20 protein-coding genes are annotated in these 22,140 nt (G+C 72.2%); 14 read left to right on the forward strand and 6 right to left on the reverse strand.

The genetic code is table 11. The features are described 5' to 3' along the window. Nucleotides 1-4 precede the first annotated feature (4 nt). From nrdI to AC24HA_RS01870, 4 genes are all read left to right on the forward strand, one after another. On the forward strand, nucleotides 5-406 hold the full coding sequence (nrdI, locus tag AC24HA_RS01855; protein ID WP_425707187.1) for a class Ib ribonucleoside-diphosphate reductase assembly flavoprotein NrdI: 402 nt from the start codon (nucleotides 5-7) through the stop codon (nucleotides 404-406). Continuing rightward, nucleotides 391-2,547 carry a class 1b ribonucleoside-diphosphate reductase subunit alpha gene (gene nrdE, locus AC24HA_RS01860; protein WP_425707186.1) on the forward strand — a complete coding sequence of 719 codons (2,157 nt, stop codon included), beginning with the start codon at nucleotides 391-393 and terminating at the stop codon, nucleotides 2,545-2,547. The genes nrdI and nrdE overlap by 16 nt, the downstream gene beginning before the upstream one ends. A 361-nt stretch (nucleotides 2,548-2,908) precedes the next feature. Then, nucleotides 2,909-4,117 (forward strand): aggregation-promoting factor C-terminal-like domain-containing protein, encoded by a 1,209-nt coding sequence (locus tag AC24HA_RS01865; RefSeq protein ID WP_425707185.1) that lies wholly within the window; start codon nucleotides 2,909-2,911, stop codon nucleotides 4,115-4,117. 202 nt (nucleotides 4,118-4,319) lie between these two features. Next, nucleotides 4,320-5,309, forward strand: a complete 990-nt coding sequence (locus tag AC24HA_RS01870; RefSeq protein ID WP_425707184.1) for an asparaginase — start codon at nucleotides 4,320-4,322, stop codon at nucleotides 5,307-5,309. Nucleotides 5,310-5,319: 10 nt separating this feature from the next. On the opposite strand, the gene AC24HA_RS01875 is transcribed toward AC24HA_RS01870, so the two are convergent. The 3 genes from AC24HA_RS01875 to AC24HA_RS01885 are packed head-to-tail and all read right to left on the reverse strand — an operon-like array spanning nucleotide 5,320 to nucleotide 7,932. Continuing rightward, complete coding sequence (locus tag AC24HA_RS01875) at nucleotides 5,320-5,799, reverse strand: hypothetical protein (RefSeq protein WP_425707183.1); 480 nt, start codon at nucleotides 5,797-5,799, stop codon at nucleotides 5,320-5,322. 40 nt (nucleotides 5,800-5,839) lie between these two features. Continuing rightward, the gene (locus AC24HA_RS01880; RefSeq protein WP_425707182.1) at nucleotides 5,840-6,493 is read right to left on the reverse strand and encodes a response regulator; all 654 of its coding nucleotides are present in this window, start codon (nucleotides 6,491-6,493) and stop codon (nucleotides 5,840-5,842) included. Further along, nucleotides 6,490-7,932, reverse strand: coding sequence for a sensor histidine kinase (locus AC24HA_RS01885; protein WP_425707181.1), 1,443 nt, complete (start codon nucleotides 7,930-7,932; stop codon nucleotides 6,490-6,492). Before AC24HA_RS01885 ends, AC24HA_RS01880 begins: the two co-directional genes overlap by 4 nt. A gap of 140 nt (nucleotides 7,933-8,072) precedes the next feature. On the opposite strand from AC24HA_RS01885, the gene AC24HA_RS01890 reads away from it, so the two are divergent. The 10 genes from AC24HA_RS01890 to AC24HA_RS01935 all read left to right on the forward strand — a co-directional run bounded on the left by AC24HA_RS01890 (nucleotide 8,073) and on the right by AC24HA_RS01935 (nucleotide 18,839). Continuing rightward, the gene (locus AC24HA_RS01890; protein WP_425707180.1) at nucleotides 8,073-8,954 is read left to right on the forward strand and encodes an ABC transporter ATP-binding protein; all 882 of its coding nucleotides are present in this window, start codon (nucleotides 8,073-8,075) and stop codon (nucleotides 8,952-8,954) included. A 27-nt stretch (nucleotides 8,955-8,981) separates the two neighbouring features. Continuing rightward, complete coding sequence (locus AC24HA_RS01895) at nucleotides 8,982-9,743, forward strand: hypothetical protein (RefSeq protein ID WP_425707179.1); 762 nt, start codon at nucleotides 8,982-8,984, stop codon at nucleotides 9,741-9,743. 222 nt (nucleotides 9,744-9,965) lie between these two features. Further along, on the forward strand, nucleotides 9,966-10,751 hold the full coding sequence (locus AC24HA_RS01900; protein WP_425707178.1) for an ABC transporter ATP-binding protein: 786 nt from the start codon (nucleotides 9,966-9,968) through the stop codon (nucleotides 10,749-10,751). Further along, nucleotides 10,748-11,665: an ABC transporter permease gene (locus tag AC24HA_RS01905; protein ID WP_425707177.1), complete on the forward strand. Its 918-nt coding sequence runs from the start codon at nucleotides 10,748-10,750 to the stop codon at nucleotides 11,663-11,665. Before AC24HA_RS01900 ends, AC24HA_RS01905 begins: the two co-directional genes overlap by 4 nt. A 128-nt stretch (nucleotides 11,666-11,793) precedes the next feature. Next, on the forward strand, nucleotides 11,794-12,963 hold the full coding sequence (locus tag AC24HA_RS01910; RefSeq protein WP_425707176.1) for a hypothetical protein: 1,170 nt from the start codon (nucleotides 11,794-11,796) through the stop codon (nucleotides 12,961-12,963). A gap of 348 nt (nucleotides 12,964-13,311) precedes the next feature. After that, on the forward strand, nucleotides 13,312-14,634 hold the full coding sequence (locus tag AC24HA_RS01915; protein ID WP_425707175.1) for a quaternary amine ABC transporter ATP-binding protein: 1,323 nt from the start codon (nucleotides 13,312-13,314) through the stop codon (nucleotides 14,632-14,634). After that, a complete protein-coding gene (locus AC24HA_RS01920) occupies nucleotides 14,631-15,503 on the forward strand; it encodes an ABC transporter permease (protein WP_425707174.1) in 873 nt (290 codons plus the stop codon). Before AC24HA_RS01915 ends, AC24HA_RS01920 begins: the two co-directional genes overlap by 4 nt. Before the next feature lie 61 nt (nucleotides 15,504-15,564). Next, complete coding sequence (locus tag AC24HA_RS01925) at nucleotides 15,565-16,650, forward strand: glycine betaine ABC transporter substrate-binding protein (RefSeq protein WP_425707173.1); 1,086 nt, start codon at nucleotides 15,565-15,567, stop codon at nucleotides 16,648-16,650. A gap of 226 nt (nucleotides 16,651-16,876) precedes the next feature. Beyond that, nucleotides 16,877-17,791, forward strand: a complete 915-nt coding sequence (locus tag AC24HA_RS01930) for a glycine betaine ABC transporter substrate-binding protein (RefSeq protein ID WP_425707172.1) — start codon at nucleotides 16,877-16,879, stop codon at nucleotides 17,789-17,791. A 61-nt stretch (nucleotides 17,792-17,852) separates the two neighbouring features. Beyond that, a complete protein-coding gene (locus AC24HA_RS01935; protein ID WP_425707171.1) occupies nucleotides 17,853-18,839 on the forward strand; it encodes a glycine betaine ABC transporter substrate-binding protein in 987 nt (328 codons plus the stop codon). A gap of 60 nt (nucleotides 18,840-18,899) precedes the next feature. On the opposite strand, the gene AC24HA_RS01940 is transcribed toward AC24HA_RS01935, so the two are convergent. From AC24HA_RS01940 to AC24HA_RS01950, 3 genes are all read right to left on the reverse strand, one after another. Beyond that, nucleotides 18,900-19,556 carry a hypothetical protein gene (locus AC24HA_RS01940; RefSeq protein WP_425707170.1) on the reverse strand — a complete coding sequence of 219 codons (657 nt, stop codon included), beginning with the start codon at nucleotides 19,554-19,556 and terminating at the stop codon, nucleotides 18,900-18,902. A 242-nt stretch (nucleotides 19,557-19,798) separates the two neighbouring features. Beyond that, a complete protein-coding gene (locus tag AC24HA_RS01945) occupies nucleotides 19,799-20,545 on the reverse strand; it encodes a hypothetical protein (RefSeq protein ID WP_425707169.1) in 747 nt (248 codons plus the stop codon). Nucleotides 20,546-20,757: 212 nt separating this feature from the next. Next, complete coding sequence (locus tag AC24HA_RS01950; RefSeq protein ID WP_425707168.1) at nucleotides 20,758-21,777, reverse strand: tripartite tricarboxylate transporter TctB family protein; 1,020 nt, start codon at nucleotides 21,775-21,777, stop codon at nucleotides 20,758-20,760. Between the last annotated feature and the right edge of the window lie 363 nt (nucleotides 21,778-22,140).

Below are 22,140 nucleotides of genomic sequence, written 5' to 3' on the forward strand. Positions count from 1 at the left end.
CGGCGTGGCTCGCGTCGTCTACTTCTCGTCCGTCACCAACACCACCCACCGGTTCGTCGACAAGCTCGGCGTGCCGGCGGAGCGGATCCCGCTGCGCCGGACCGAGCCCCACCTGCGCGTCGACGAGGAGTACGTGCTCGTGGTCCCCACCTACGGGGGCGGGAACGGGAAGGGTGCGGTGCCCAAGCAGGTCATCCACTTCCTCAACGACGAGCACAACCGCTCCCTCATCCGCGGGGTCGTCTCCGCGGGCAACCTCAACTTCGGGTCGGCGTACGGACTGGCGGGGGACATCGTCTCCGCCAAGTGTCGCGTCCCGCACATGTACCGATTCGAGCTCCTGGGCACGCCGCACGACGTCGCCCGGGTCAAGGAAGGACTGAACGCCCTGTGGCCACCACGCTGACCGACACCGGGTTGGAGGCTCTGTCGTCGCCGGAGCTCGACTACCACGCGCTCAACGCGATGCTCAACCTCTACGACGCCGACGGCAAGATCCAGTTCGACGCCGACCGCCAGGCGGCGCGCCAGTACTTCCTGCAGCACGTCAACAAGAACACGGTCTTCTTCCACGACCTGCGCGAGAAGCTCGACCACCTCGTCACCGAGGGCTACTACGAGGGCGAGGTGCTCGCGCAGTACAGCCACGAGTTCCTCGAGAGCCTGTGGGACCAGGCGTGGTCGCGGAAGTTCCGGTTCGAGACGTTCCTCGGCGCGTTCAAGTACTACACGTCCTACACGCTCAAGACGTTCGACGGCAGCCGCTACCTCGAGCGGTTCGAGGACCGGGTCGTCATGGTCGCCCTCACCCTGGCGGCCGGCAAGGAGCAGACGGCCCGCGACATGGTCGACGAGATGCTCGCCGGCCGGTTCCAGCCCGCCACGCCGACGTTCCTCAACGCCGGCAAGGCGCAGCGCGGCGAGCTCGTCTCGTGCTTCCTCCTGCGGGTGGAGGACAACATGGAGTCGATCGCCCGCGGCATCAACTCCTCGCTGCAGCTGTCCAAGCGCGGCGGCGGCGTGGCGCTGTCCCTGACGAACATCCGCGAGTCGGGCGCGCCGATCAAGAAGATCCAGAACCAGTCCTCGGGCGTCATCCCGGTGATGAAGCTCCTCGAGGACTCCTTCTCGTACGCGAACCAGCTCGGTGCGCGTCAGGGAGCCGGCGCGGTGTACCTCAACGCCCACCACCCGGACATCCTCAGGTTCCTCGACACCAAGCGGGAGAACGCGGACGAGAAGATCCGCATCAAGACGCTGTCCCTCGGCGTCGTCGTCCCGGACATCACGTTCGATCTGGCCAAGACGAACGAGGACATGTACCTGTTCTCGCCGTACGACGTCGAGCGGGTCTACGGGGTGCCGTTCTCCGAGATCTCGGTCTCGGAGAAGTACCGCGAGATGGTCGAGGACGGCAGGATCCGCAAGACGAAGATCAACGCGCGCCAGTTCTTCACCACGCTCGCGGAGATCCAGTTCGAGTCGGGCTACCCGTACATCGTGTTCGAGGACACGGTCAACCGCGCCAACCCGATCGACGGCCGGATCAGCATGTCGAACCTGTGCTCGGAGATCCTCCAGGTCTCCTCGCCGTCGACCTTCAACGAGGACCTCTCGTACGACGAGGTGGGCAAGGACATCTCCTGCAACCTCGGGTCGCTCAACATCGCGAAGACGATGGACTCGCCGGACTTCGGCAAGACGATCAGCACCGCGATCCGGGCGCTGACCGCGGTCTCCGACGCGTCGAACATCTCCTCGGTCCCCTCGATCGAGCGCGGCAACGACATGTCGCACGCGATCGGCCTGGGGCAGATGAACCTGCACGGCTTCCTCGCCCGCGAGCGGATCCACTACGGGTCCGAGGAGGGGCTGGACTTCACCAACATCTACTTCCTCACGGTGACGTACCACGCCGTGCGGGCGTCGAACGCGATCGCTCGTGAGCGGGGCGTGACGTTCGACGGCTTCGAGCGCTCCGACTACGCCACGGGTAAGTACTTCGACAAGTACACCGACCAGGTGTGGGAGCCGCGCACGCAGCGCGTCCGCGAGCTGTTCGAGGAGGCCGGCGTCGCGATCCCCACGCAGGCGGACTGGACGGCGCTCAAGGAGTCGGTCCAGCAGCACGGGATGTACAACCAGAACCTCCAGGCCGTGCCGCCGACCGGGTCGATCTCCTACATCAACAACTCGACGTCGTCGATCCACCCGATCGTCTCCAAGGTCGAGATCCGCAAGGAGGGCAAGATCGGGCGCGTCTACTACCCGGCGCCCTACATGACGAACGACAACCTCGAGTTCTACGAGGACGCGTACGAGATCGGCCCCGAGAAGATCATCGACACCTACGCCGAGGCGACTCAGCACGTCGACCAGGGCCTGTCGCTGACGCTGTTCTTCAAGGACACGGTCACCACTCGCGACCTCAACCGGGCGCAGATCTACGCGTGGCGCAAGGGCATCAAGACGCTCTACTACATCCGCCTGCGGCAGCTCGCGCTCGAGGGCACCGAGGTCGAGGGCTGCGTGTCCTGCATGCTCTGACCTGCTCCGACGCCGCAGCCACGCGGTGAGAGCGAGGCCCGACGGCGTCGCTCGCCCCCCGTACCCGGCCCCGGTCCGCGCATGCGGACCGGGGCCGATCCACGCCCCCACGGGCGCGGGCACGCGGGAGTCGGAGCGGGGAGGTGACCCCGGGACGGGTGGTCGGACGGTGTTACCGATTCCGGCGACATCCCTCACTTACGCGCGCAAGGTCTCGACCGGGTAACGGCAACCGTCCTAGGGTTCGCGGGCCCGCGGTTCCGACCGGTCGCGCGCAGGTCCCCCCGGACCTGCGACGGGACGTCGGCGGCGCGCCTCGCGCCGGGCGGGCAGCCCCTGTCCCCCCAGCATCGAGGTTCACATGACCACCAGGACCCTGCCGACGCTCGCGCTCGCAGCCGCCGCGGCCGTCACGGCCCCCGCTGCCGCCGGAGCCGCCTTCGCTGCCCCGGCCGCCCAGGCAGCGCCCGCCGCGGCCGTCGCGGGCGTTCCGACGGCGACCACGCTCCCCATGCACGGCGGACCGATCGGGGACGACGGCACGCAGTTCTACTTCCGGACCTCCGCCGGCGACCGGTCCGCCCGCTACGGCAGCGTCGCCGACGCGGCCTACGTCGGCGACTGGGACGGCGACGGCGTGGACACCCTCGCCGTGCGCCGAGGCACGACCTTCCACATCTCGAACTCGACGAACCCGACCACGGCCGACTACCAGGTCACCTTCGGCCGGCCGGGCGACGACTACCTCGTGGGCGACTGGGACGGCGACGGGATCGACACCCTCGCGGTGCACCGCGGTTCGCAGGTGCTCATGTCCAACGACGTCCGGCCGCGCCACGCCCAGGTCTCGCTGTCCTACGGGCGGGCGTCCGACGACTACCTGGTCGGCGACTGGGACGGCGACGGCATCGACACCCTCGCCATCTACCGCGGCGTCGAGCTGCACGTCCGCAACAGCAACACCTCCGGGTGGGCCGACCAGGTCGTCCGCTACGGCTCCGCGGGGGACACCGCGATCTCCGGGGACTGGGACGGGGACGGCGTCGACTCCTTCGGGGTCCACCGCCCGTCCACCGCGTCCTTCTACCTGCGCAACGCCGTGAGCTCGGGGCCGGCCGACCAGATCGTGCGGTGGGGACGGTCGACCGACCAGCCGTTCGTCGGGCGCTGGGAGGCCGGCCGGGCGGCCGACTCCCTCGGCCTGCGTCGGCCCGCGCCGACGCCCACGCCGGCGCCGGCACCCACGCCTGCGCCGGACCCGGAGCCGACCGGTACACCGCGCGAGATCGGCCGGGCGATGGCCGCCGAACGCGGCTGGACCGGCTCGCAGTGGACCTGCCTGGACCAGGTCTACACGTACGAGTCCCGGTGGGACCCCAGCGCGCACAACCCCTCCAGCGGCGCGTACGGCATCCCGCAGGCGCTGCCCGGGTCGAAGATGGCGGCCTTCGGCGCCGACTGGCGCACGAACCCGGCCACCCAGATCGCCTGGGGCAACGACTACATCGCCGGCCGCTACGGCACCCCGTGCGGAGCCTGGTCGCACATCCAGTCGCGCGGCTGGTACTGACCGCGCTCGGCGATCGGTACGGACCTCCTTCGGCGGCCGGGCAGAACTCCGCTCACTCGTGAGGCAGGAGCCCGCTCACTCGTGGGCGGAACCGCCCACCCGTCGCGCGGTTGGACGGGCAGAACCGCGCTCACTCGTGGGCGGCGGGGGCCGGGGCCGCGCATCGCGGACCCGGCCCCCGCCGTCGTGCCAGGGTGGGGGTATGACGCACCTGGCGCTCGGGGCGATGGGCGGGACCATCGCGATGTCCACATCCGTGCCGGGGCAGGGCGCGACCGTCGCGCTCACCGGCGCCGACCTGGTCGCGGCGACCCCCGGGCTCGCCGAGGTCGCCGACGTGTCGGCCGAGCAGCTGACGAACGTCCCGTCCGCCTCGCTCACGCTCGAAGACGTCCTGCGCGTCCACGCCTGGGCCGACGCGCAGGTCCGTGACGGCGCCGACGGGGTTGTGCTCACCCACGGCACCGACACGCTCGAGGAGACCGCCTACCTCCTCGACCTGCTGTGGGCCCACGACACGCCCCTGGTCGTCACCGGCGCGATGCGGTCGGCCGCGATGGCCGGTGCCGAGGGTCCCGCCAACCTGCTCGCGGCCGCGGTCACCGCCGGCTCGCCAGATGCCCGCGGCCTCGGTGTCCTCGTCTGCCTCAACGACACCGTCCACCTCGCCGCACGCGTGACCAAGACGTCGTCCACGGCGCTTGAGACGTTCGAGTCGCCGGGGACCGGGCCGGTCGGCGTGATCGTGGAGGAACGGTTCTGGCCGAGCTGGTCGCCGTTCGAGCGGCACCCGGCGCTCGCGGCCCCGCCGTCGGGGCGGGTGGCCGTCCCACTGATCGAGTCCCCCTTCGACGACGACGGTTCCGTCCTGCAGGCCGTCCTCGGTACCGGGGTGCGCGGCATCGTCGTCGCGGGCACCGGGGTGGGCCACGTGTCGGAGCCCGCGGCGGAGCTCGTCTCGCAGGCCGTCGCCGACGGGGTGACCGTCGTCGTGGCCTCCCGGACCCTGCGCGGCGGGACGACGACGCGGCTGTACGGGTTCCCCGGCTCCGAGCAGGACCTCATCGCCCGCGGCGCCCTCATGGCGGGTCGGCTGTCGGCCCGCAAGGCCCGGCTGCTGCTGCACGTGCTCCTCGCGTCGGGCGCCGGAGCGGACACGATCACCGAGGAGATCGCCGCGCGCGGACGGTGAACCCGCACCGTCAGAGCGTGACGCCCACCGCGGTCAGCAGCTCACGCATGGCCGCGCCGAAGTCGCGCTGCTGACCGATCTCCCCGCCGGCCAGCGACTTGATCCCGCCGGAGTAGCTGCCATCGACCTTGCCGGCGGTGCCGACATAGAGCGCCCGCCCGGCCATCAACGACTGCGTCGTCGGGTCCGCCGCGATCGCCTGCCGCGAGTCCTGCAGCTCCTGGAGCTGCTCGGGGCTGAACGGCCCGCCCTTGGCGCTACCCACTCCGGCGACGATGTGCCTGGTGCCGTCGACCTCGAGCGTGACGTGCCCGACCGTCCTGCTGACCTTCGCGCTGATCTGCTCGGCGGCCGTGTCGAAGAAGACACCGCCCTGCCCGGTGAGCCACACCCGCCCCGGCAGCACCCCCAGGATGGCGGGCTCCGACCTGGAGGTGAGCATCTTCGGGTAGCGGTATACGCCCATGAGGATCGGTGTCGGTCCGCTCATGGCGGTCACGCTAACAAGACCGACCCGGCCGACGCGTGGCTCAGCCCCGGCCGCCCGCCAGCCGCACCGCGATCGCCACCTTCACGCGGTTGTCCACGCCGAGCTTGCCGAAGATGTGCGTGACGTGGGACTTCACGGTCGTCTCCGACATGTGCAGCGCGGTGGCGATCTCGGCGTTCGACGCACCCTCCGCGACGACGTCGGCCACCTCCCGCTCTCGCGGCGTGAGCATCGCGAGCGACCGGCGGGCGTCGGCGACCTGGGCGGAGTCGTCGCTCGGGGCGTAGGCGTCGATGAGCGAGCGCGTGGCCGCGGGGGAGAGGATCGCCTCGCCGCCCGCGATCGCACGGACCGCGTCGAGGATCTGTCGCGGACCGGCGTCCTTGAGGAGGAAGCCGGCCGCGCCGGCGCGCAGCGCTCCGAACACGTACTCGTCGAGCTGGAAGGTCGTCAGCACGCACACCTGCGCGGAGGGGACGGCCCGGCGGATCTCCGCCGTCGCCGCGATGCCGTCGAGCACGGGCATCCGCACGTCCATGAGCACGACGTCGGGGCGGTGCGCGATCGCGGCCTCGACCCCCGCGCGCCCATCGGCGGCCTCGGCGACGACGTCGATGTCGTCGGCCGAGGCGAGGATCATCGCCAGGCTCGAGCGGACGAGCGCATCGTCGTCGACGACGAGGACCCGGATCATGACGACTCCTCCGTCGGTGTCGGTGTCGGTGTCGGTGTCGGTGTCGGTGTTGATTCCTGTCCGGGTCCGGGTCCGGGTCCGGGTCCGGGTCCGGGTCCGGGTGCGGGTGCGTGTGGCGGAACGGCTGCGGTGTCCGTCCGACCTGCGTCGGCGCCGACCTCGCCCGCCTCCCGCCACGGCAGGTGGGCGTGCACGACCCAGAGCTGTGCGCCGTCGGGTGCGGTCCGCCGGCCCGCGTCCAGCGTGCCGCCGACACTGCGGGCGCGTTCGACCAGGCCGCGCAGCCCGAGCCCGGCGCGCACCGGGCCCGGGATGCTGGACCCAGCGGCCGCATCGTCGCCGTCGGGGCCTGCCTGCCCGGCGACCACGTTGGAGATCGTGGCACGCACGCCGGCACCGGGGTCCGCGCCGACCTCGACGTCGATCGGGGCCCCCGGTGCGTGCCGCAGCGCGTTCGTCACGGACTCCTGCACGATCCGGTAGGCCGCGCGGGCGGTCGTGGGCGCGAGTCCCGCATCCGCCTCGCGCGTGCTGCCGTCGTCGCCCGTCTCGCGCGCGGTAGCCCCAGCGCCTGGACCGACCGCGATCCGTCGACGCACCGTCGCGCCGGCTCGTGCCGCGTCGTCGAGGAGTGCGTCGAGGTCGCCGAGACCGGGCTGAGGGCCGAGCGCCGCCGGCGCGTCGTCGGCCCCCAGCACGTCGAGGATCGCGCGCAGGTCGCGCGCGGCCGACGACGCGGCACCACGGATGGCCGCGGCGTGACGCTCGATCACCTGCTCCCCGGCACCGGGCGCGATCTCGAGCGCGCCGGCCTGCAGGTTGATGAGGGCGAGCTGGTGGCCGACGGCGTCGTGCATCTCCGCCGCGATGCGGCGCCGCTCGGCGAGGACCGCCTCCTGCTCGCGCGCCGCGCGTGCCTGCTCGGCCAGCTCGGCGCGTGCGGCCTCCTCGACCGTCAGCCGTCGCCGGGTCGCGAGGTAGGCGCCGACCAGGGCGGGCACGAGGACCTCGAGACCCACCGTGGCGCTCAGGTCGACGAGGTGGTCGGTGGACCCGAGCGTCGTCTCCGCGCGTTCGTCGGGCGAGAGGGCCCAGGGGGAGGCGACCGAGGCCGCCGCGAGCACGAGGACCACCGCGGTGAGCGCGTCCCGGCGGCGCAGCACGAGAGACATCACCGCCAGAGGCAGCACCGAGGACCCGGTGAGCACCTTCCCGACGATCGCGAGCGCGGGCAGCAGGACCGGCCATCGGCGGCGCGCGAGCACGGCGAGCACGACGGCGGGCAGCAGCACCCAGGCGGTGACGTCCTGCCAGGGCGCCCGGTCACCCTCGACGAGGCCCGCCACGTGGTCGACGGTGACGAACAGCAGGTAGGCGGCCGTGCGCCGGTGGACGCGGGCGGGTGCCCGGTCGGGGACCCTGCGGGACGGGGCGGACACGGCTCCAGCCTAGGGAGCCCGGCCGGTCCGACCCTCCGACCTTCGGTCGCGCCCGACCGCATCGACCCCCGACCTTCGTCGGAGACGGTCCCGACCGCACGACCGAGGCGACCGCCCGCCGTGCTCGCGAGGCTGACGCCATGATCACCACCGAGCACCTGACCAAGACCTACGGGTCCCGCCGCGTCGTCGACGACCTCACGTTCACCGCCCCGCCCGGCTCCGTCACGGCCTTCCTCGGACCGAACGGTGCGGGCAAGTCCACCACCATGCGCATGATCTGTGCGCTCGCCCGACCCACGGGCGGCTCTGCCAGAGTCGGCGGGGAGCCCTTCACGGCGCTCGCCAACCCTGGCCGCGTCGTCGGGCAGCTGCTCGACTCCGGCGCCCTGCACCGCGGTCGGACCGGCGCCGAGATCCTGCGGCTCGCCCTCCTCACGGTCGATCGCCCGACCGGTCTCGCGGGAGAGCTCCTCGAGCGGGTCGGGCTGACCGGAGCCGCGGACCGGCGCGTGCGCGCGTACTCCCTCGGCATGCGCCAGCGCCTCGGCCTCGCGGTGGCGCTGGCCGGCGACCCCGGGATCCTCGTCCTCGACGAGCCCTTCAACGGCCTCGACCCCGAGGGCATCCGCTGGTTCCGGGGCGTCCTGCGCGACTTCGCCGACGACGGCGGAACCGTCCTGCTGTCCTCCCACCTGCTGGCCGAGGTGCAGACGGTGGCCGATCGCTACGTCGTCATCGGCGCGGGCCGGCTGCGCGCGGAGGGGACGGCCGCCGAGCTCCTCGGGTCCGGATCGGTCCGGGTCGACGCCGCCGACCGGGCTGCACTCGTCGCCGCGCTGGGCGACGCCGGGCTCGAGACGCTCGGCGCCGAGACGCCGAGCACGAGTGCGGGCGTCGAGGTCCGCGCCGGCGCCGACGAGGTCGGCCGCGCCGCGCAGGCCGCCGGCATCCCCCTCACCCTGCTCGCCCCCGCGAGCTCCGCCCTCGAGGACGCGTTCCTCTCCCTCACCGCGGCCTGAGCGCCGCCCCACCCGGAAGGACCCGACATGAGCTCCATCGCCCCGACCACCGTCTCCCCGGGCCACCGCCTGTCGATGCGCCGGCGCCTGCACATCGAGCTGCGCAGGTCGATCGACACCGTCTCCGGTGCAGCGCTGACCGCCGTCACCCTCGGCGCGGCGCCGATCCTCGTCGTCGTCGGCCTCCTCGCGGAGGGCGCGCAGGGGACCACGATCAGCCTCGTCCTCGGGGCCGGCTCCCTCGCGGCCGCATTCCTCCTGCCCGTGCTCACGAGCCTGCTCATCACCTCGGAGTGGGGCCAGGGGTCGATCGTCTCCACCTTCGCCATGGACCACCGCCGGGGCCGGGTGCTGGCGGCGAAGGTGCTCGCCGGGCTCGTCGTCTCCCTCGCCGTGGCCGCCCTGTGCCTGGCGGTCGCGATCGTGGTCGCGGCCGTCGCCGGGGTCGACCTCGGGTCGGGCGCCGACCTCGCGCGGACGTGCGCCGGGGTCACGGCCGCGCTCGTCATCTACGCGCTGCTCGGTTCCGCGTGGGGCGCGGCCACACTGAGCACCCCGCTCGCCGTCGTCGTGGCGCTCGCCGGACCGCAGGTCGTCAACACGGTGGAGATGCTGCTCGGCGAGCGCATGGCGGACATCGGTCCGTGGGTGATGTTCAGCCATGCCGTCGGCGACCTCACCCAGGGCGAGGTGGCGAGCTGGCCGCACCTGCTGAGCAACGTCGGGCTGTGGATCGTCCTCCCGATGGTCGTCGGCCTCTGGCGGGTGCGCAGCGCGGACGTCACCTGAGGCGCCTGTCCGTGACCGCCCCACCGCACGCTCGACGAAGGATGGGGGATCGCGCCTATGCTGTGGACAACCTCGACCCAGGCAGACAGGGACCCGCGTCATCCCGAGCCGCCCCCGGGCGGCACCTGATCGAGGTGGGCACGGGTGACGCGGAACCGGGTCGGGCGGCCCTGGCCGACCGACGGCCGCCTGTCCCCGTGATCCCGACCGAGAGCACCCGCCATGACGGCACAGGCCGCCCCCCAGCCGACCCGACCGACGACCGGCGCGGGTGCGTCCGCGGCGGCGCTCACGCTCGCCGGCGTCGGCAAGACCTTCGCCACCGGCACCGAGGCCCTGACCGGGGTCGACCTCAGCGTCTCGCCCGGCGAGCTCGTCACGGTCGTCGGCCCGTCGGGCTGCGGGAAGTCCACGCTCCTGCGCCTCGCCGCCGGGCTCGAGCAGCCCACCGCCGGGACGCTGACCGCCCGCACGGACGCGATCAGCTACGTCTTCCAGGACCCCACGCTGCTGGAGTGGCGCACCGCGCTCGGCAACGTCGAGCTCGCGGGCCGGCTCACCGGTGTGCCCCGGGCCGAACGACGCCGTCAGGCCCTGGCCGCGCTCGAGCTCGTCGGCCTCGCGGGCGCCGAGCAGCGCTTCCCCCGCGAGCTCTCCGGCGGCATGCGGATGCGAGTCTCCCTGGCCCGCGCGCTCGTGCGCGACCCGGACCTCGCGCTGTTCGACGAGCCCTTCGGCGCCCTGGACGAGATCACCCGCCTGACGATGCAGACCGAGCTCCTGCGCCTCTTCACCGACGCGGGGTTCGCCGCCCTGTTCATCACCCACTCCGTGTCCGAGGCCGTCTACCTCTCGACCCGCGTCGTCGTCATGAGCGGCCGTCCCGGCCGGATCGTCGCCGACCTCCCGGTGCCGTGGGGCTACCCGCGCCCCCCGGAGATCCGGTACGACGCCGAGTTCGCCGCATTCGCCGGCCGCGTCTCCGCCGCGCTGGAGGCGAACGCGTGAGCACCCACGTCGTACGGGAGGCCCCCGACACCCTGGATCCCCGCGCGGACGAGGCCGACGTCGTCCGGCCGACGCCCGGGTCCGGCGGCGGGGGAGCGGACACGCTGCCGGGCCGCAGGCGCGGCGCGGGACCTGGCGCCTGGCTCTCCGCCGTCTGGCCGGTCGCGGTCGCTCTCGCCGGGATCGTCGCGATCTGGTACCTCGTCTCCTACCTGGTGCTGCCCGAGGACCAGCGCTTCCTGCTCCCGCCGCCGCACGAGGTCTACGCGGGGGCGCTCGCCGACGAGCGCGTCATGGGCCCGATGCTCGACGCCCTGTGGAACACGGTGGTCGTCGCGATGGCGGGCCTGGCGTTCGCCGTCGTCGTGGGGGTGGCGTGGGCCGTGCTCATGTCGCTCGCGGGATGGGTGGAGAAGGTCCTCTACCCGTACGCGGTCATCCTCCAGACGATCCCGATCCTCGCGCTCGTGCCGCTCATCGGCATCTGGTTCGGGTACGGGTTTCCGGCGCGCGTCATCGTCTGCGTGATCATCGCGCTGTTCCCGATGATCTCCACGACCCTGTTCGGCCTGCGCTCGGCGGGCAGCGCCGCCCACGACCTGTTCACCCTGCACCGCGCGAACCGCTGGCAGCGGCTGCGCCACCTCACCCTGCCGGCCGCGGTCCCGTCGATGTTCACGGGCCTGCGCACCGCCGCGGGACTGTCGGTCATCGGCGCGCTGGTCGGCGACTACTTCTTCCAGCAGGGACCGGCCGGCATCGGCGGACTCCTGCGCACCTACACGCTGCGCCTGCAGATGGACGCCCTGTTCACGGCCATCACGCTCACGGCGCTGTTCGGCGTCGTCGTCTTCGCGCTCTTCGCGATCCTCGACTCCCTCGTCATCAGCCGCTGGTACGGACCGCGCGCATGAGCCGCAGAACCGGAGCCCCCATGTCCCCTCATCACCGCACCGTCGCCCGTACTTCCGACGACCGGGGTACGACCTCGACGTCGGACGCCCCCCGACCGGGGCGAGCACGCCGACGGTGGGCGAGTCCCGTGGTCGCCGTCGTCGGCACCGCGCTGCTCCTGGCCGCCTGCGGCGGCGGCTCCACCGACGACGACGCGGCCGCCGGCCCGGCCCCCGGCGCCACCGCGGCCGAGGCGGGCAGCGCCCTGGACCTGGCCGAGGTCTGCCCCGCGACCGTGGTCATGCAGCAGGACTGGCAGCCCCAGGCGGAGCACGGAGCGATGTACCAGCTCGTCGGCGACGACCACGAGATCGACACCGAGGCCAAGTCGGTCACCGGCTCGCTGGTGGCGGGCGGCGTCGACACCGGCGTGCAGATCGAGGTGCGACCGGGCGGACCGAACGTCGGCTTCCAGTCGGTCGCCGCGCTCATGTACCTCGACGACGACATCACCGTCGGGGCGGTCAACACCGACTCCGCGATCATCAACCACGAGGCGCAGCCGACGGTCGCGGTCACCTCCCAGCTCACCGTCTCCCCGCAGATCCTCATGTGGGACCCGGAGACCTACCCCGAGGCGGAGACGATCGAGGACATCGTCGCGACCGACGCCACGGTGGTCACGAGCGGCACCGTGCTGCCCGCGCTCATCGCCTCGACCACCGGCTTCGACCTCGCTCGATCGGACACGAGCTACGAGGGCACGCCCGCCCGCTTCGTCTCGGACCCGAGCATCGTCCAGCAGGGGCTGCTCACCAACGAGCCCTACGTCTACGAGCACGAGGTCGAGCCCTGGTCGCGCCCCGTGGCGAGCGCCCTGCTCGCCGAGGTGGGGCACTCGACCTACCCCGGGCCCGTCGCGGTGCGCGCCGACCGCCTCGAGGAGCTCTCCCCCTGCCTCGAGCGCCTCGTACCCGTGCTCCAGCAGGCCCAGATCGACTTCCTCGCGGACCCGGGGCCGGCGACCGACCTCATCCTCGAGCTCGTCGACGCCTACCAGCTCTCGTGGACCTACTCGGCGGGCGTCGCCGAGTACTCGGTGGACACGCAGCTGGATGCGGACCTCGTGCACGACGACCCGGCGTCGGGGACGTTCGGCGCCTTCGACCCGGCGCGGATGCAGGAGATCGTCGACACCTACCTGCCGGTGCTCGTGGCCGAGGGGGCGGTCACGTTCGACGAGCTGGACCCGAACGTCCTCTACACGAACGAGTTCCTCGACGACTCGATCTCCCTGGCCGACACCCCGATCGAGTGAGCAGAACCACCGGAGCCGGGCGTCCGGTCACAATGGGTTAACGATGCCCCGGCCGCGCGAAGGGCGCTGTTTCCGCACGATCCCGCGGATTTCGTGGCTTCCCCGCAGCGTCTGGGGGCATCCCGGTGTTTGCAAAGATCCCCGGGCACCCCCACTCTTGTGTGGTCACAGCGCTGCTCGGCCGCGCCCGGAAACGGGACGACCGGGCCTGGACAGGGCTCCCCGCCCGCGGGGAGCCGGCGTCTGCCAGGTGCGTGCTCGTGACGACGACAGGCCTGGTGCGCACCGAGCGGACCACCGCGTGCCGCCCCCCAGGTACCGCGGACAGGCTCGGATCACGGAGGACAGATGGTCGCACTCAGTGCACGCAACGTCTACAAGGTCTTCGGACGACAGGGTCGTCGCGCGGTCGAGCGCCTCGAGAACGGCGCCAGCCGGGACGAGATCAAGCACCTCGGCACCGCCGCCGTCATCGACGCCAGCTTCGACGTCGACCCCGGCGAGATCTTCGTCGTCATGGGCCTGTCCGGATCGGGCAAGTCGACGCTCATCCGCACGCTCAACGGGCTGCACCCCGCGACCACGGGCAGCATCGAGATCGGCGGCACCGACATCGCGAAGGCCTCGGGCTCCGAGCTGCGGGCGATCCGCCGCAAGAAGGTGTCGATGGTGTTCCAGCACTTCGCGCTCCTCCCGCACCGCACCGTGCTCGACAACGCCGCGTACGGCCTGGAGATCCAGGGCGTCGGTCGGTCCGAGCGGCTCGAGCGCGCCCGCGAGGTCGTCGAGCTCACCGGCCTCGGCGGCTGGCAGGACTCCGTGCCCGCCCAGCTCTCCGGCGGCATGCAGCAGCGCGTCGGCCTGGCGCGCGCCCTCGCCTCGGACACCGAGATCCTCCTGATGGACGAGGCGTTCTCGGCGCTCGACCCGCTCATCCGGCGCGAGATGCAGGACCAGCTCGTCGAGCTCCAGACCCGGCTGGGCAAGACGATCGTCTTCATCACCCACGACCTCAACGAGGCCGTCCGCCTGGGCGACCGCATCGCCGTCATGCGCGACGGCCGCATCGTCCAGATCGACACCGGCGAGAAGATCCTGTCGGACCCCGCGGACGAGTACGTCGCCCGCTTCATCGCCGACGTCGACCGGTCCCGCGTCATCACCGCCGGCTCGGTCATGACCAGGCCGGCGACCACGGTCTGGGAGAACTACGGGCCCGGCGAGGCGCTGCGCACCCTGCGGGACAGCCAGGTCTCCGCGGCCTACGTCATCGACCGCCGTCAGCGGCTCGTCGGGTCGGTCTACGACGAGGAGCTCCTCGAGGCGCAGCGGCGCAGGGAGGACAGGATCGGGCCGTACATCCACCCGGACACCAGCGCGGTCAACGTCGACACCCCGATCTCGGAGGTGTTCGCACCGGCCGCCGAGGCGCGTCTCGCCGTCCCCGTGACGGACGACGAGGACCGGCTCCTCGGCGTCGTCCCCCGCGTGGCGCTCCTGGAGGCGATGGTTCCCAGCGAGCTGGAGGACGCCGGCGGGTCGGTGGAGGACCTCTCCCCACCGGACGAGGCGGGTGACGACGCCGGCGGTGCCCACGCCGCGACGGGCGGCGCCCACGCGGCCACGACCGACGCCGCCACGACCACCACGACCGAGACGGAGACGCGATGAACGACGACGATCTGCTCTTCCGCGTCCCGGTCGGCGAGTGGGCCAACTCCGCCGTCGACTGGCTGACCAGCACGCTCAGTGCCGTCTTCAGCTTCATCGGGACCGTCTTCGGCGGCGCCTACGACCTCTTGATGACCGCCCTCAGCAGCCCGCCGTTCTGGCTGATCATGGCGATCCTCGTCGCCGCCGCCTTCCTGGCGAAGGGCTGGAAGCTTGCGCTGGGCTCCCTGATCGGCCTCCTGCTGATCTACGGCATGGACCAGTGGACGAATGCCATGATGTCGCTCGCCCTCGTCCTGGTGGCCAGCATCATCGCCGTGCTCATCGGTATCCCCCTCGGCATCTGGGCAGGTCTCAGTGCACGAGCGTCCGCGGCGATCCGGCCGTTCCTCGACGTCATGCAGACCCTGCCGGCGTTCGTCTACCTCATCCCGGCCGTGGTGCTCTTCCGCGTCGGCGAGGTCCCGGGCATCGTCGCGACGATCATCTTCTCGCTGCCGCCCGCCGTGCGCATGACCGAGCTCGGCATCCGGCAGGTCGACAGCGAGGTCGTCGAGGCGGGCCAGGCGTTCGGCTCCACCCCGGGCCGGATCCTCCGCCAGATCCAGCTGCCCCTCGCGCAGCCCACCATCATGGCCGGCGTCAACCAGGTGATCATGCTCGCCCTGTCGATGGTGGTCATCTCCGGCATGGTCGGGGCCCCCGGCCTCGGGCAGCAGGTCTACCAGGCGCTGACGCGCATCGACATCGGTCTCGGCTTCGAGGCCGGGCTCGGCGTGGTCATCCTGGCCATGTACCTCGACCGGCTCACGGCATCGCTGGCCCAGCACGGCGCGGTCAACCGCGCCAAGCGGATGGCCGGTAGCTGACGCTCCGGACGAGCACGCGCCCCCGCGCAGGAACGACCCTACGAAGAACACAAGGAGAGACATGCGTACCAAGCGATTCATGACGACAGCGGCCACCGTGTCGGCCCTCGCACTGACCCTCGCCGCCTGCGGCGGCGGGGACGACGAGGGTGACAACGGCGGCGACAACGGCGACACCGGCACGTCCGAGGGCGACGGCGGCGACGCCGGCGGTGAGGGCGACAGCGGTGAGGGTGACGGCGGCGACGCCGGCTCGGCCGGCGGCGAGATCACCATCGGCGTCCACTCCGGCTGGGAGGAGGGCATCGCCGTCTCCCACCTGTGGCAGGCCATCCTCGAGGAGCAGGGCTACGACGTCACGCTCGAGACCGCCGAGGCCGGCGTCGTCTTCACGGGCCTCGCCCAGGGCGACTACGACCTCAACTTCGACACGTGGCTGCCGAACACCCACTCGGACTACATCGAGCAGTACGGCGACGACCTCGAAGAGCTCGGCATGTGGTACGAGAACGCGCCGCTGACGATGGCCGTGAACGAGGACGCCCCGATCGAGTCCCTCGACGAGCTCGCGGACAACGCGGACGAGTTCGGCAACCGCATCGTCGGCATCGAGCCCGGCGCCGGCCTCACCCGCATCACCACGGACGAGGTCATCCCGACCTACGGCCTGGAGGACATGGAGTACGTCATCTCCTCGACCACGGCGATGCTCTCCGAGCTGAGCGCCGCGATCGACTCCGGTGACAACGTGGTCGTCACCCTGTGGCGCCCGCACTGGGCCTACGACGCCTTCCCGATCCGCGACCTCGAGGACCCCGAGGGCGCCTTCGGCGAGCCGGACGACATCTACACGTACGGCAACGCCGAGTTCTCCTCGGAGTTCCCGGAGGTCGCCGAGTGGATCGCCGGCTTCACGTTCAGCGACGAGGACCTCGCCGAGCTCGAGAACATCATGTTCAACGAGATGGGCGGCAACTCCAACGACGAGGCCGTCGAGCAGTGGCTCGCGGACAACCCCGACTTCATCGACTCCGTCGTCAGCGGCGGCGGCGAGGCCGGCGGCGAGACCGACACCGAGGGCGGCGAGTCCGGCACCGAGGGCGCCGGTTCCGAGACCGACTCCGAGGACGCCGAGACCGAGAGCTGACCGGGCGCCGCTCCTCGAGCGGCCCCGCCGGGCGCGACCCGGCATGCACGATCACGACGCGCGGCCCGCCCCGGCCACCGGGGCGGGCCGCGCGCCCGTCCAGCCACCGCCCACCGAGCCGACACCATTCACGAGGAGCACGCGCCGGCACGAGCCATCACCTGAGCCAGACGCAGATTCGATCAGCACTCGTCGTCGACGACGACACACGAGGAGAAGGACCGACATGCGAACTACTCGGACATGGCTGACGGCCGGCGCCGTCACGACGGCGGCCGCACCGGCGCTCGCCGCCTGCGGCGGCGGGGACGACCCGGACGAGGGGGCCGGCAGCGACGGTGGCGACGGCTCCGGGGAGACGATCACGATCGGCGTCTTCCACGGCTGGGAGGAGGGCATCGCCGCCTCCTACATCTGGAAGCACATCCTCGAGGAGCAGGGCTACGCGGTCGAGACGGAGCACGCCGACGTCGGCGTCGTCTTCACCGGCCTCGCCGCCGGGGACTACGACCTCAACTTCAACGTGGCGCTCCCGCACAACCACGAGGACTATCTCGAGCAGTACGGCGACGACATCGAGGACCTCGGCGTCTGGTTCGAGGACTACCCGAACACGATGGTCGTCAACGACGACGCCCCGATCACCTCCTTGACCGAGCTCGCCGACCACGCCGACGAGTTCGACAACCGCATCGTCGGCATCGAGCCCGGCGCCGGCCTCACCCGCTACGTGCAGGACTCGGTAATCCCCACCTATGGGCTGGAGGACATGGAGTTCGTCGTCTCCTCCACGCCGTCGATGCTCGCGGACCTGCAGGGTGCGATCGAGTCGGGGGAGAACGTGGTCGCCACGCTGTGGCGCCCGCACTGGGCCTACGACGCGTTCCCGATCCGGGACCTCGAGGACCCCGAGGGCGCCCTCGGCCCGCCGAACGACATCCACACGTTCAGCAGTCCCGGGTTCGCCGAGGAGCATCCCGAGGTGGCCGAGTGGAGCGGCCGGTTCGCGATGGACGACGAGCAGGTCTCCTCGCTGGAGACCATCATGTTCAACGAGCTGAACGGTGAGGAGAACGACGAGGCCGTGGACCGGTGGGTGGAGGAGAACCCGGACTTCGTGCCCGAGATCGTCGGGGAATGACCCCCACCGACGGAGCGTGCGGCCCCGCCGCTCCCGGCCGATCACCAGTCGAAGGAGACACATGCGAACGACGACCCGCCGGACCGCCACCACGGCCGTAGCACTGGCCCTCACCCTGTCCGCCTGCGGCGGCGAAGATGACGACGGCGCGTCCGGCGGCGGGTCGGCCGATGCGGCGGAGCCCATCGTCATCGGCATCCCGGCGGGCTGGGAGGAGGCGCTGGCGACCGGCCACCTGTGGCAGCGCATCCTCGAGGACCAGGACTACGAGGTCGAGCTGGAGATCGTCGACATGGCCGTGCTGTGGACGGGCCTGGCCGAGGGCCAGTACGACCTCAACTTCGACGTCTGGCTCCCGGAGGCCAACTCCCCGCACATGGCGGAGTACGGCGACCGGGTCGAGGAGATCGGCATGTGGTACGAGGAGGCGCCGATGACCATCGCCGTCAACGAGGACGCCCCGATCACCTCGCTCGCCGAGCTCGCGGAGAACGCCGACGAGTTCGACAACCGGATCGTCGGCATCGAGTCCGGCGCGGTGCTCACGTCGCTGACCGAGAACGAGGTCATCCCGACCTACGGCCTGGAGGACATGGAGTACGTGACCTCCTCGACGACGGCGATGCTCGCCGAGGTGGAGGCGGCCACCTCGAGCGGGGACAACATCGTCGTCACGCTGTGGCGACCGCACTGGGCCTACGACGCGTTCCCCATCCGGGACCTCGAGGACCCCGAAGGCGCACTCGGCGTGCCCGACGACATCTACGTCTACGGGCACCTGGGGTTCGCGGAGGAGTACCCGGAGGTCGCCGAGTGGCTCAGCGGCTTCTACATGACCAGCGAGGAGCTGCACTCGCTGGAGAACATCATGTTCAACGAGATGGGCGGCGAGTCCAACGACGACGCCGTCGACCAGTGGCTCGAGGACAACCCGGACTACGTCGACGCCGTCCTCTCCGGAGAGGTCGCCGACGGTGCGGGCGCGGAGTCCGGTTCGGAGTCCGGTTCGGAGTCCGCGTCCGAGGACGGGGCGGAGACAGAGAGCTGACCGTGTCGCGCCGGAGGCGTCGGTGCGGTCAGGCGGCGCTGTGGTCTGGCGGGGCCGTGGTCAGGCATCGCCGCGGCCCCTGGCCGTTGGGGGCTGCGGTGTGCGCAGCCGCCACCACCAGAAGAGGCTGACCGGTGGCACGAGCACGGCCACCACGATGGCGCCCGCGTAGATGAACTCGGTGTCGTCGAACGCCAGCAGCCCGAGCAGCGGGCCGACGGGGGCCGTCAGCCAGGCGAGGCCGATCCGGGCGATCTTCGAGCCGCGGCACCGGTCGGTCAACGGACGCGGGTCGCCCGGTCGGGCCGTTGCCTCGCCCGCCCAGTTGTGCGCCGTGACGGCTCGCGTCGCGAGCAGTCCCGTGGCCACCGCGACCGCGGTCAGGCCGACCTCCCGGTGCAGGTACACGTCCACAGCCAGCAGGACCACGGCGGGCGGGAGAGTGAGCAACGCGGCCTGGACGAGGTCGACGAGCAGGACGGACCCGGTACTCATCGACCGTGCGTCGCCGCGGCCCTCGTACCAGGTGCGACCGTTGCGCCACCGGCGGTACGGCCACAGCACCGCTGCGCCGACCACGAGCCCGAGGGTGCCGCCCGTCGTCGCTGCACCCGAGGTGCCGTCGGGCCCGCGGTTCGGTTCGAACCGGAGGTTGCCGGCGTCGTCGATGAGCAGGTCGGCCAGGAAGGCGGCGACCAGGACGGCGACGGCGGCCACCGCCGTCGTCGCCGCGACGTCCCACAGGGCCGAGGCCCACGGACGGCGCGCCGGCCAGGGTTCCTCGTTCGGGTGGTGAGGACGGCTGGGCCAGGTCGCGCCGGGCCACGGTGCGAAAGGTTCCGGCCGATGCGCCTCGGCCCGCGGGGGGTGGGCGGGCCACTGCGCGGCCGGCCCCGACCGGTGCGCAGCCCTGTGGTCACCGTGCCGTCGACCGAACGGGCCCCTGCCACCGGGCGAGCTCATCGGCGCCCCTGCCGGCGGAGCTGCTCGTGCTCGTGCCGCATACGGGTGTCGGGCCCCTGCCGCATACGGGTGTGGAGCTCCTGGTCGCGTCGCCTCGGCCCTCGCAGCTTGGGCCGGCCATAGACCAGGACGCCCACCCCGTTGGCGAGACCGACCAGCGCCATGAGGGTGACTGTCATGACGAGCCCCGGGCGGGGCTCGGTCACGAGCAGGACGGTGACCGCCCCGGCGAGTCCGAGCGGGACCCCGACGGGGAGACGCAGGAGGCGCGCCCCCACCGACCTGCGCACGAACTCCGGGTCCGGCGCATAGGGCCTGTAGCGCCACGAAGTCTGCTGCAGGCCCGTGTAGGGCAACGGATAGCGAACGGACCAGCTCGTGGTGAGCACCCCGAGGATGATCGCGCAGATCGCGCCCGTCAGCGCGAGGGTGCGGTCGCCGAGCTCGGCGGCCAGCACCGTGAGTGTCACGGGCGGGGCGTAGAGCAGGACGTTCTGGACGAGGTCGACACCGATCGCGGCCGTCAGCCCCATCGATCGGCGGTCGCTGCGCGCGACGTACCAGGACCGCTTGTCCATGCGGGCGTCCTGCACCACCCGGACCACCCCGTACGCGATCCCGGCGATGCCGGCGGACACCGCCGCGTTCGCCCCGGGCGCGGTCGCGTCGCCGTACGTGGTCACCAGGAACAGCACGCCCACGGAGGCGGCGGCCATGAGGAGGGAGCCGAGCGTCGTCGCCACGACGTCGGACCTGCTCGAGCGGCCACCGTCGACGGCTGTGCTGGTCGGCGGTCCGGCCCGGCCGATCGGTAGTCCGGCCGAGCCGCTCGGCCGTTCGGGCCACCCATGTGGCTGGTCACCCCACCCGCGAGGTTCCGCGTTCTCGAAGGACGGGATGCCCGGCCCCGCGCCGTGAGCGGGACGGTGCGCGTCCCCCCGCGGCGCCTCCCACATCACCACGGTGGCACGTGCCCGGAGGGCGGGTCGGGGAGGACAGGACCGCCCGTGCGGCGATCGCGGTCCTGCTCCAGGCGCTCGGGATCGCCGCGCTCGGGCTCCGGACGCTCGGGCTCCGTGCGCGCACGCGGTTCGCGCCCCGCGGGCTTCGACACGCGCCGGTCGAGGTTGTCCCACCAGGCCTGCACGCCGAAGAAGATCCACCCGGCCACCGCCCCGATGACGAGGAGGCCCACCATCGTCCCGACCTCCGGGGCGGGGGCGGGCACGAGCACGCCCGTCGCGGCCGCGGCCACGCCCATGACGACGCCGAGCAGGAACCGGCTCCAGCGGGCGGCCCGGCCTCGTCGGGTGAACCCGACGATCTCCTCGTGGATCCACTCGTGGCTGCGGTTGCGCCGGTTCCCGTCGCCACGCAGCGGCTCGCGCGAGACCCAGACGGCGAGCGTGAGCCCGACGAGCATCGCGCACGCGAAACCCGTCAGCGAGAGCAGGCGCTCGCCGGCGCCGGCGGCCCCGACCGTCAGCGCCACCGCAGGCACGTAACCGAGGAACGCCTGCAGCACGTCGAGCCCGATCGCCGCTCCGGAGCCCATGGACCGGGCGTCGCTGCGGGCGACGTACCAGGAGCGGTCGTCCATGCGGAAGCGCTGGACGAGGATCACCACGCCACCGAGGACGAGGCCCGCGCCGGCCGACAGCGTCGCGACGAGCCCCGGCGCCATGCCCTGCCCGGAGCCGTCGATGAGCACGGCCGTGATCGCCGCCGCCGCGACCAGCAGGATCGAGGCGATCGTCGTCGTCGAGAGGTCGGACCGGGTCGATCGCCCGGCGTCGAGGCGAGGCCGCGCCGCGTCTCGTGCGCGCTGCCGGAGCTGGTCGGGCGACGGCCCGCCCGGCCCGCCGGGTGGGAGCTCCCAGAAGCTGCCGTTCCACACGCTGCCGTCGGGGGCGCGCCGGCCCGGCGCGGGTGGGTGCTGTGCAGAGGTGTACTGCGAGTGCGGGTCGACGTTCACGGGGACATTCTGGTGTCCCGGCCGTGCGTCCGCCGGTCGGCGGATGGGGACCTCGTCGGCAGGTCGTGCCCCATGCGCACGCCGTCGGGGGCGTGCGCAGGGCGGCCATACGGACTTTCGGTCACAGCGCCAGTGTCCTCGCCCGCGAATCCCGGCTACACCCGGGGAGCGGGTACCTCGGTGACCGGCGTGTCGGCGTCGGGCGCGTATCGGCTGCCCACCGTGCGGTGCACGTGGGGGAGGCGCCTCGACGGCGTACCTCACCTTGTCGGTCGGCGACGTCGTCGGTGCTTCGTGGCAGCATGGACGCACCGCCCGAGACGTCCCTCGCGAGGCGACGACCCCACGCGCGACGCACGCGCG

The organism is Georgenia sp. Z1491, from assembly GCF_057652395.1.

Coding starts and splice junctions, on each gene's coding strand:
- AC24HA_RS01865 (WP_425707185.1), top strand. CDS start 2,909: ATGACCACCAGGACCCTGCCGACGCTCGCGCTCGCAGCCGCCGCGGCC.
- AC24HA_RS01870 (WP_425707184.1), top strand. CDS start 4,320: ATGACGCACCTGGCGCTCGGGGCGATGGGCGGGACCATCGCGATGTCC.
- AC24HA_RS01875 (WP_425707183.1), bottom strand. CDS start 5,799: ATGAGCGGACCGACACCGATCCTCATGGGCGTATACCGCTACCCGAAG.
- AC24HA_RS01880 (WP_425707182.1), bottom strand. CDS start 6,493: ATGATCCGGGTCCTCGTCGTCGACGACGATGCGCTCGTCCGCTCGAGC.
- AC24HA_RS01890 (WP_425707180.1), top strand. CDS start 8,073: ATGATCACCACCGAGCACCTGACCAAGACCTACGGGTCCCGCCGCGTC.
- AC24HA_RS01895 (WP_425707179.1), top strand. CDS start 8,982: ATGAGCTCCATCGCCCCGACCACCGTCTCCCCGGGCCACCGCCTGTCG.
- AC24HA_RS01900 (WP_425707178.1), top strand. CDS start 9,966: ATGACGGCACAGGCCGCCCCCCAGCCGACCCGACCGACGACCGGCGCG.
- AC24HA_RS01915 (WP_425707175.1), top strand. CDS start 13,312: ATGGTCGCACTCAGTGCACGCAACGTCTACAAGGTCTTCGGACGACAG.
- AC24HA_RS01920 (WP_425707174.1), top strand. CDS start 14,631: ATGAACGACGACGATCTGCTCTTCCGCGTCCCGGTCGGCGAGTGGGCC.
- AC24HA_RS01925 (WP_425707173.1), top strand. CDS start 15,565: ATGCGTACCAAGCGATTCATGACGACAGCGGCCACCGTGTCGGCCCTC.
- AC24HA_RS01930 (WP_425707172.1), top strand. CDS start 16,877: ATGCGAACTACTCGGACATGGCTGACGGCCGGCGCCGTCACGACGGCG.
- AC24HA_RS01935 (WP_425707171.1), top strand. CDS start 17,853: ATGCGAACGACGACCCGCCGGACCGCCACCACGGCCGTAGCACTGGCC.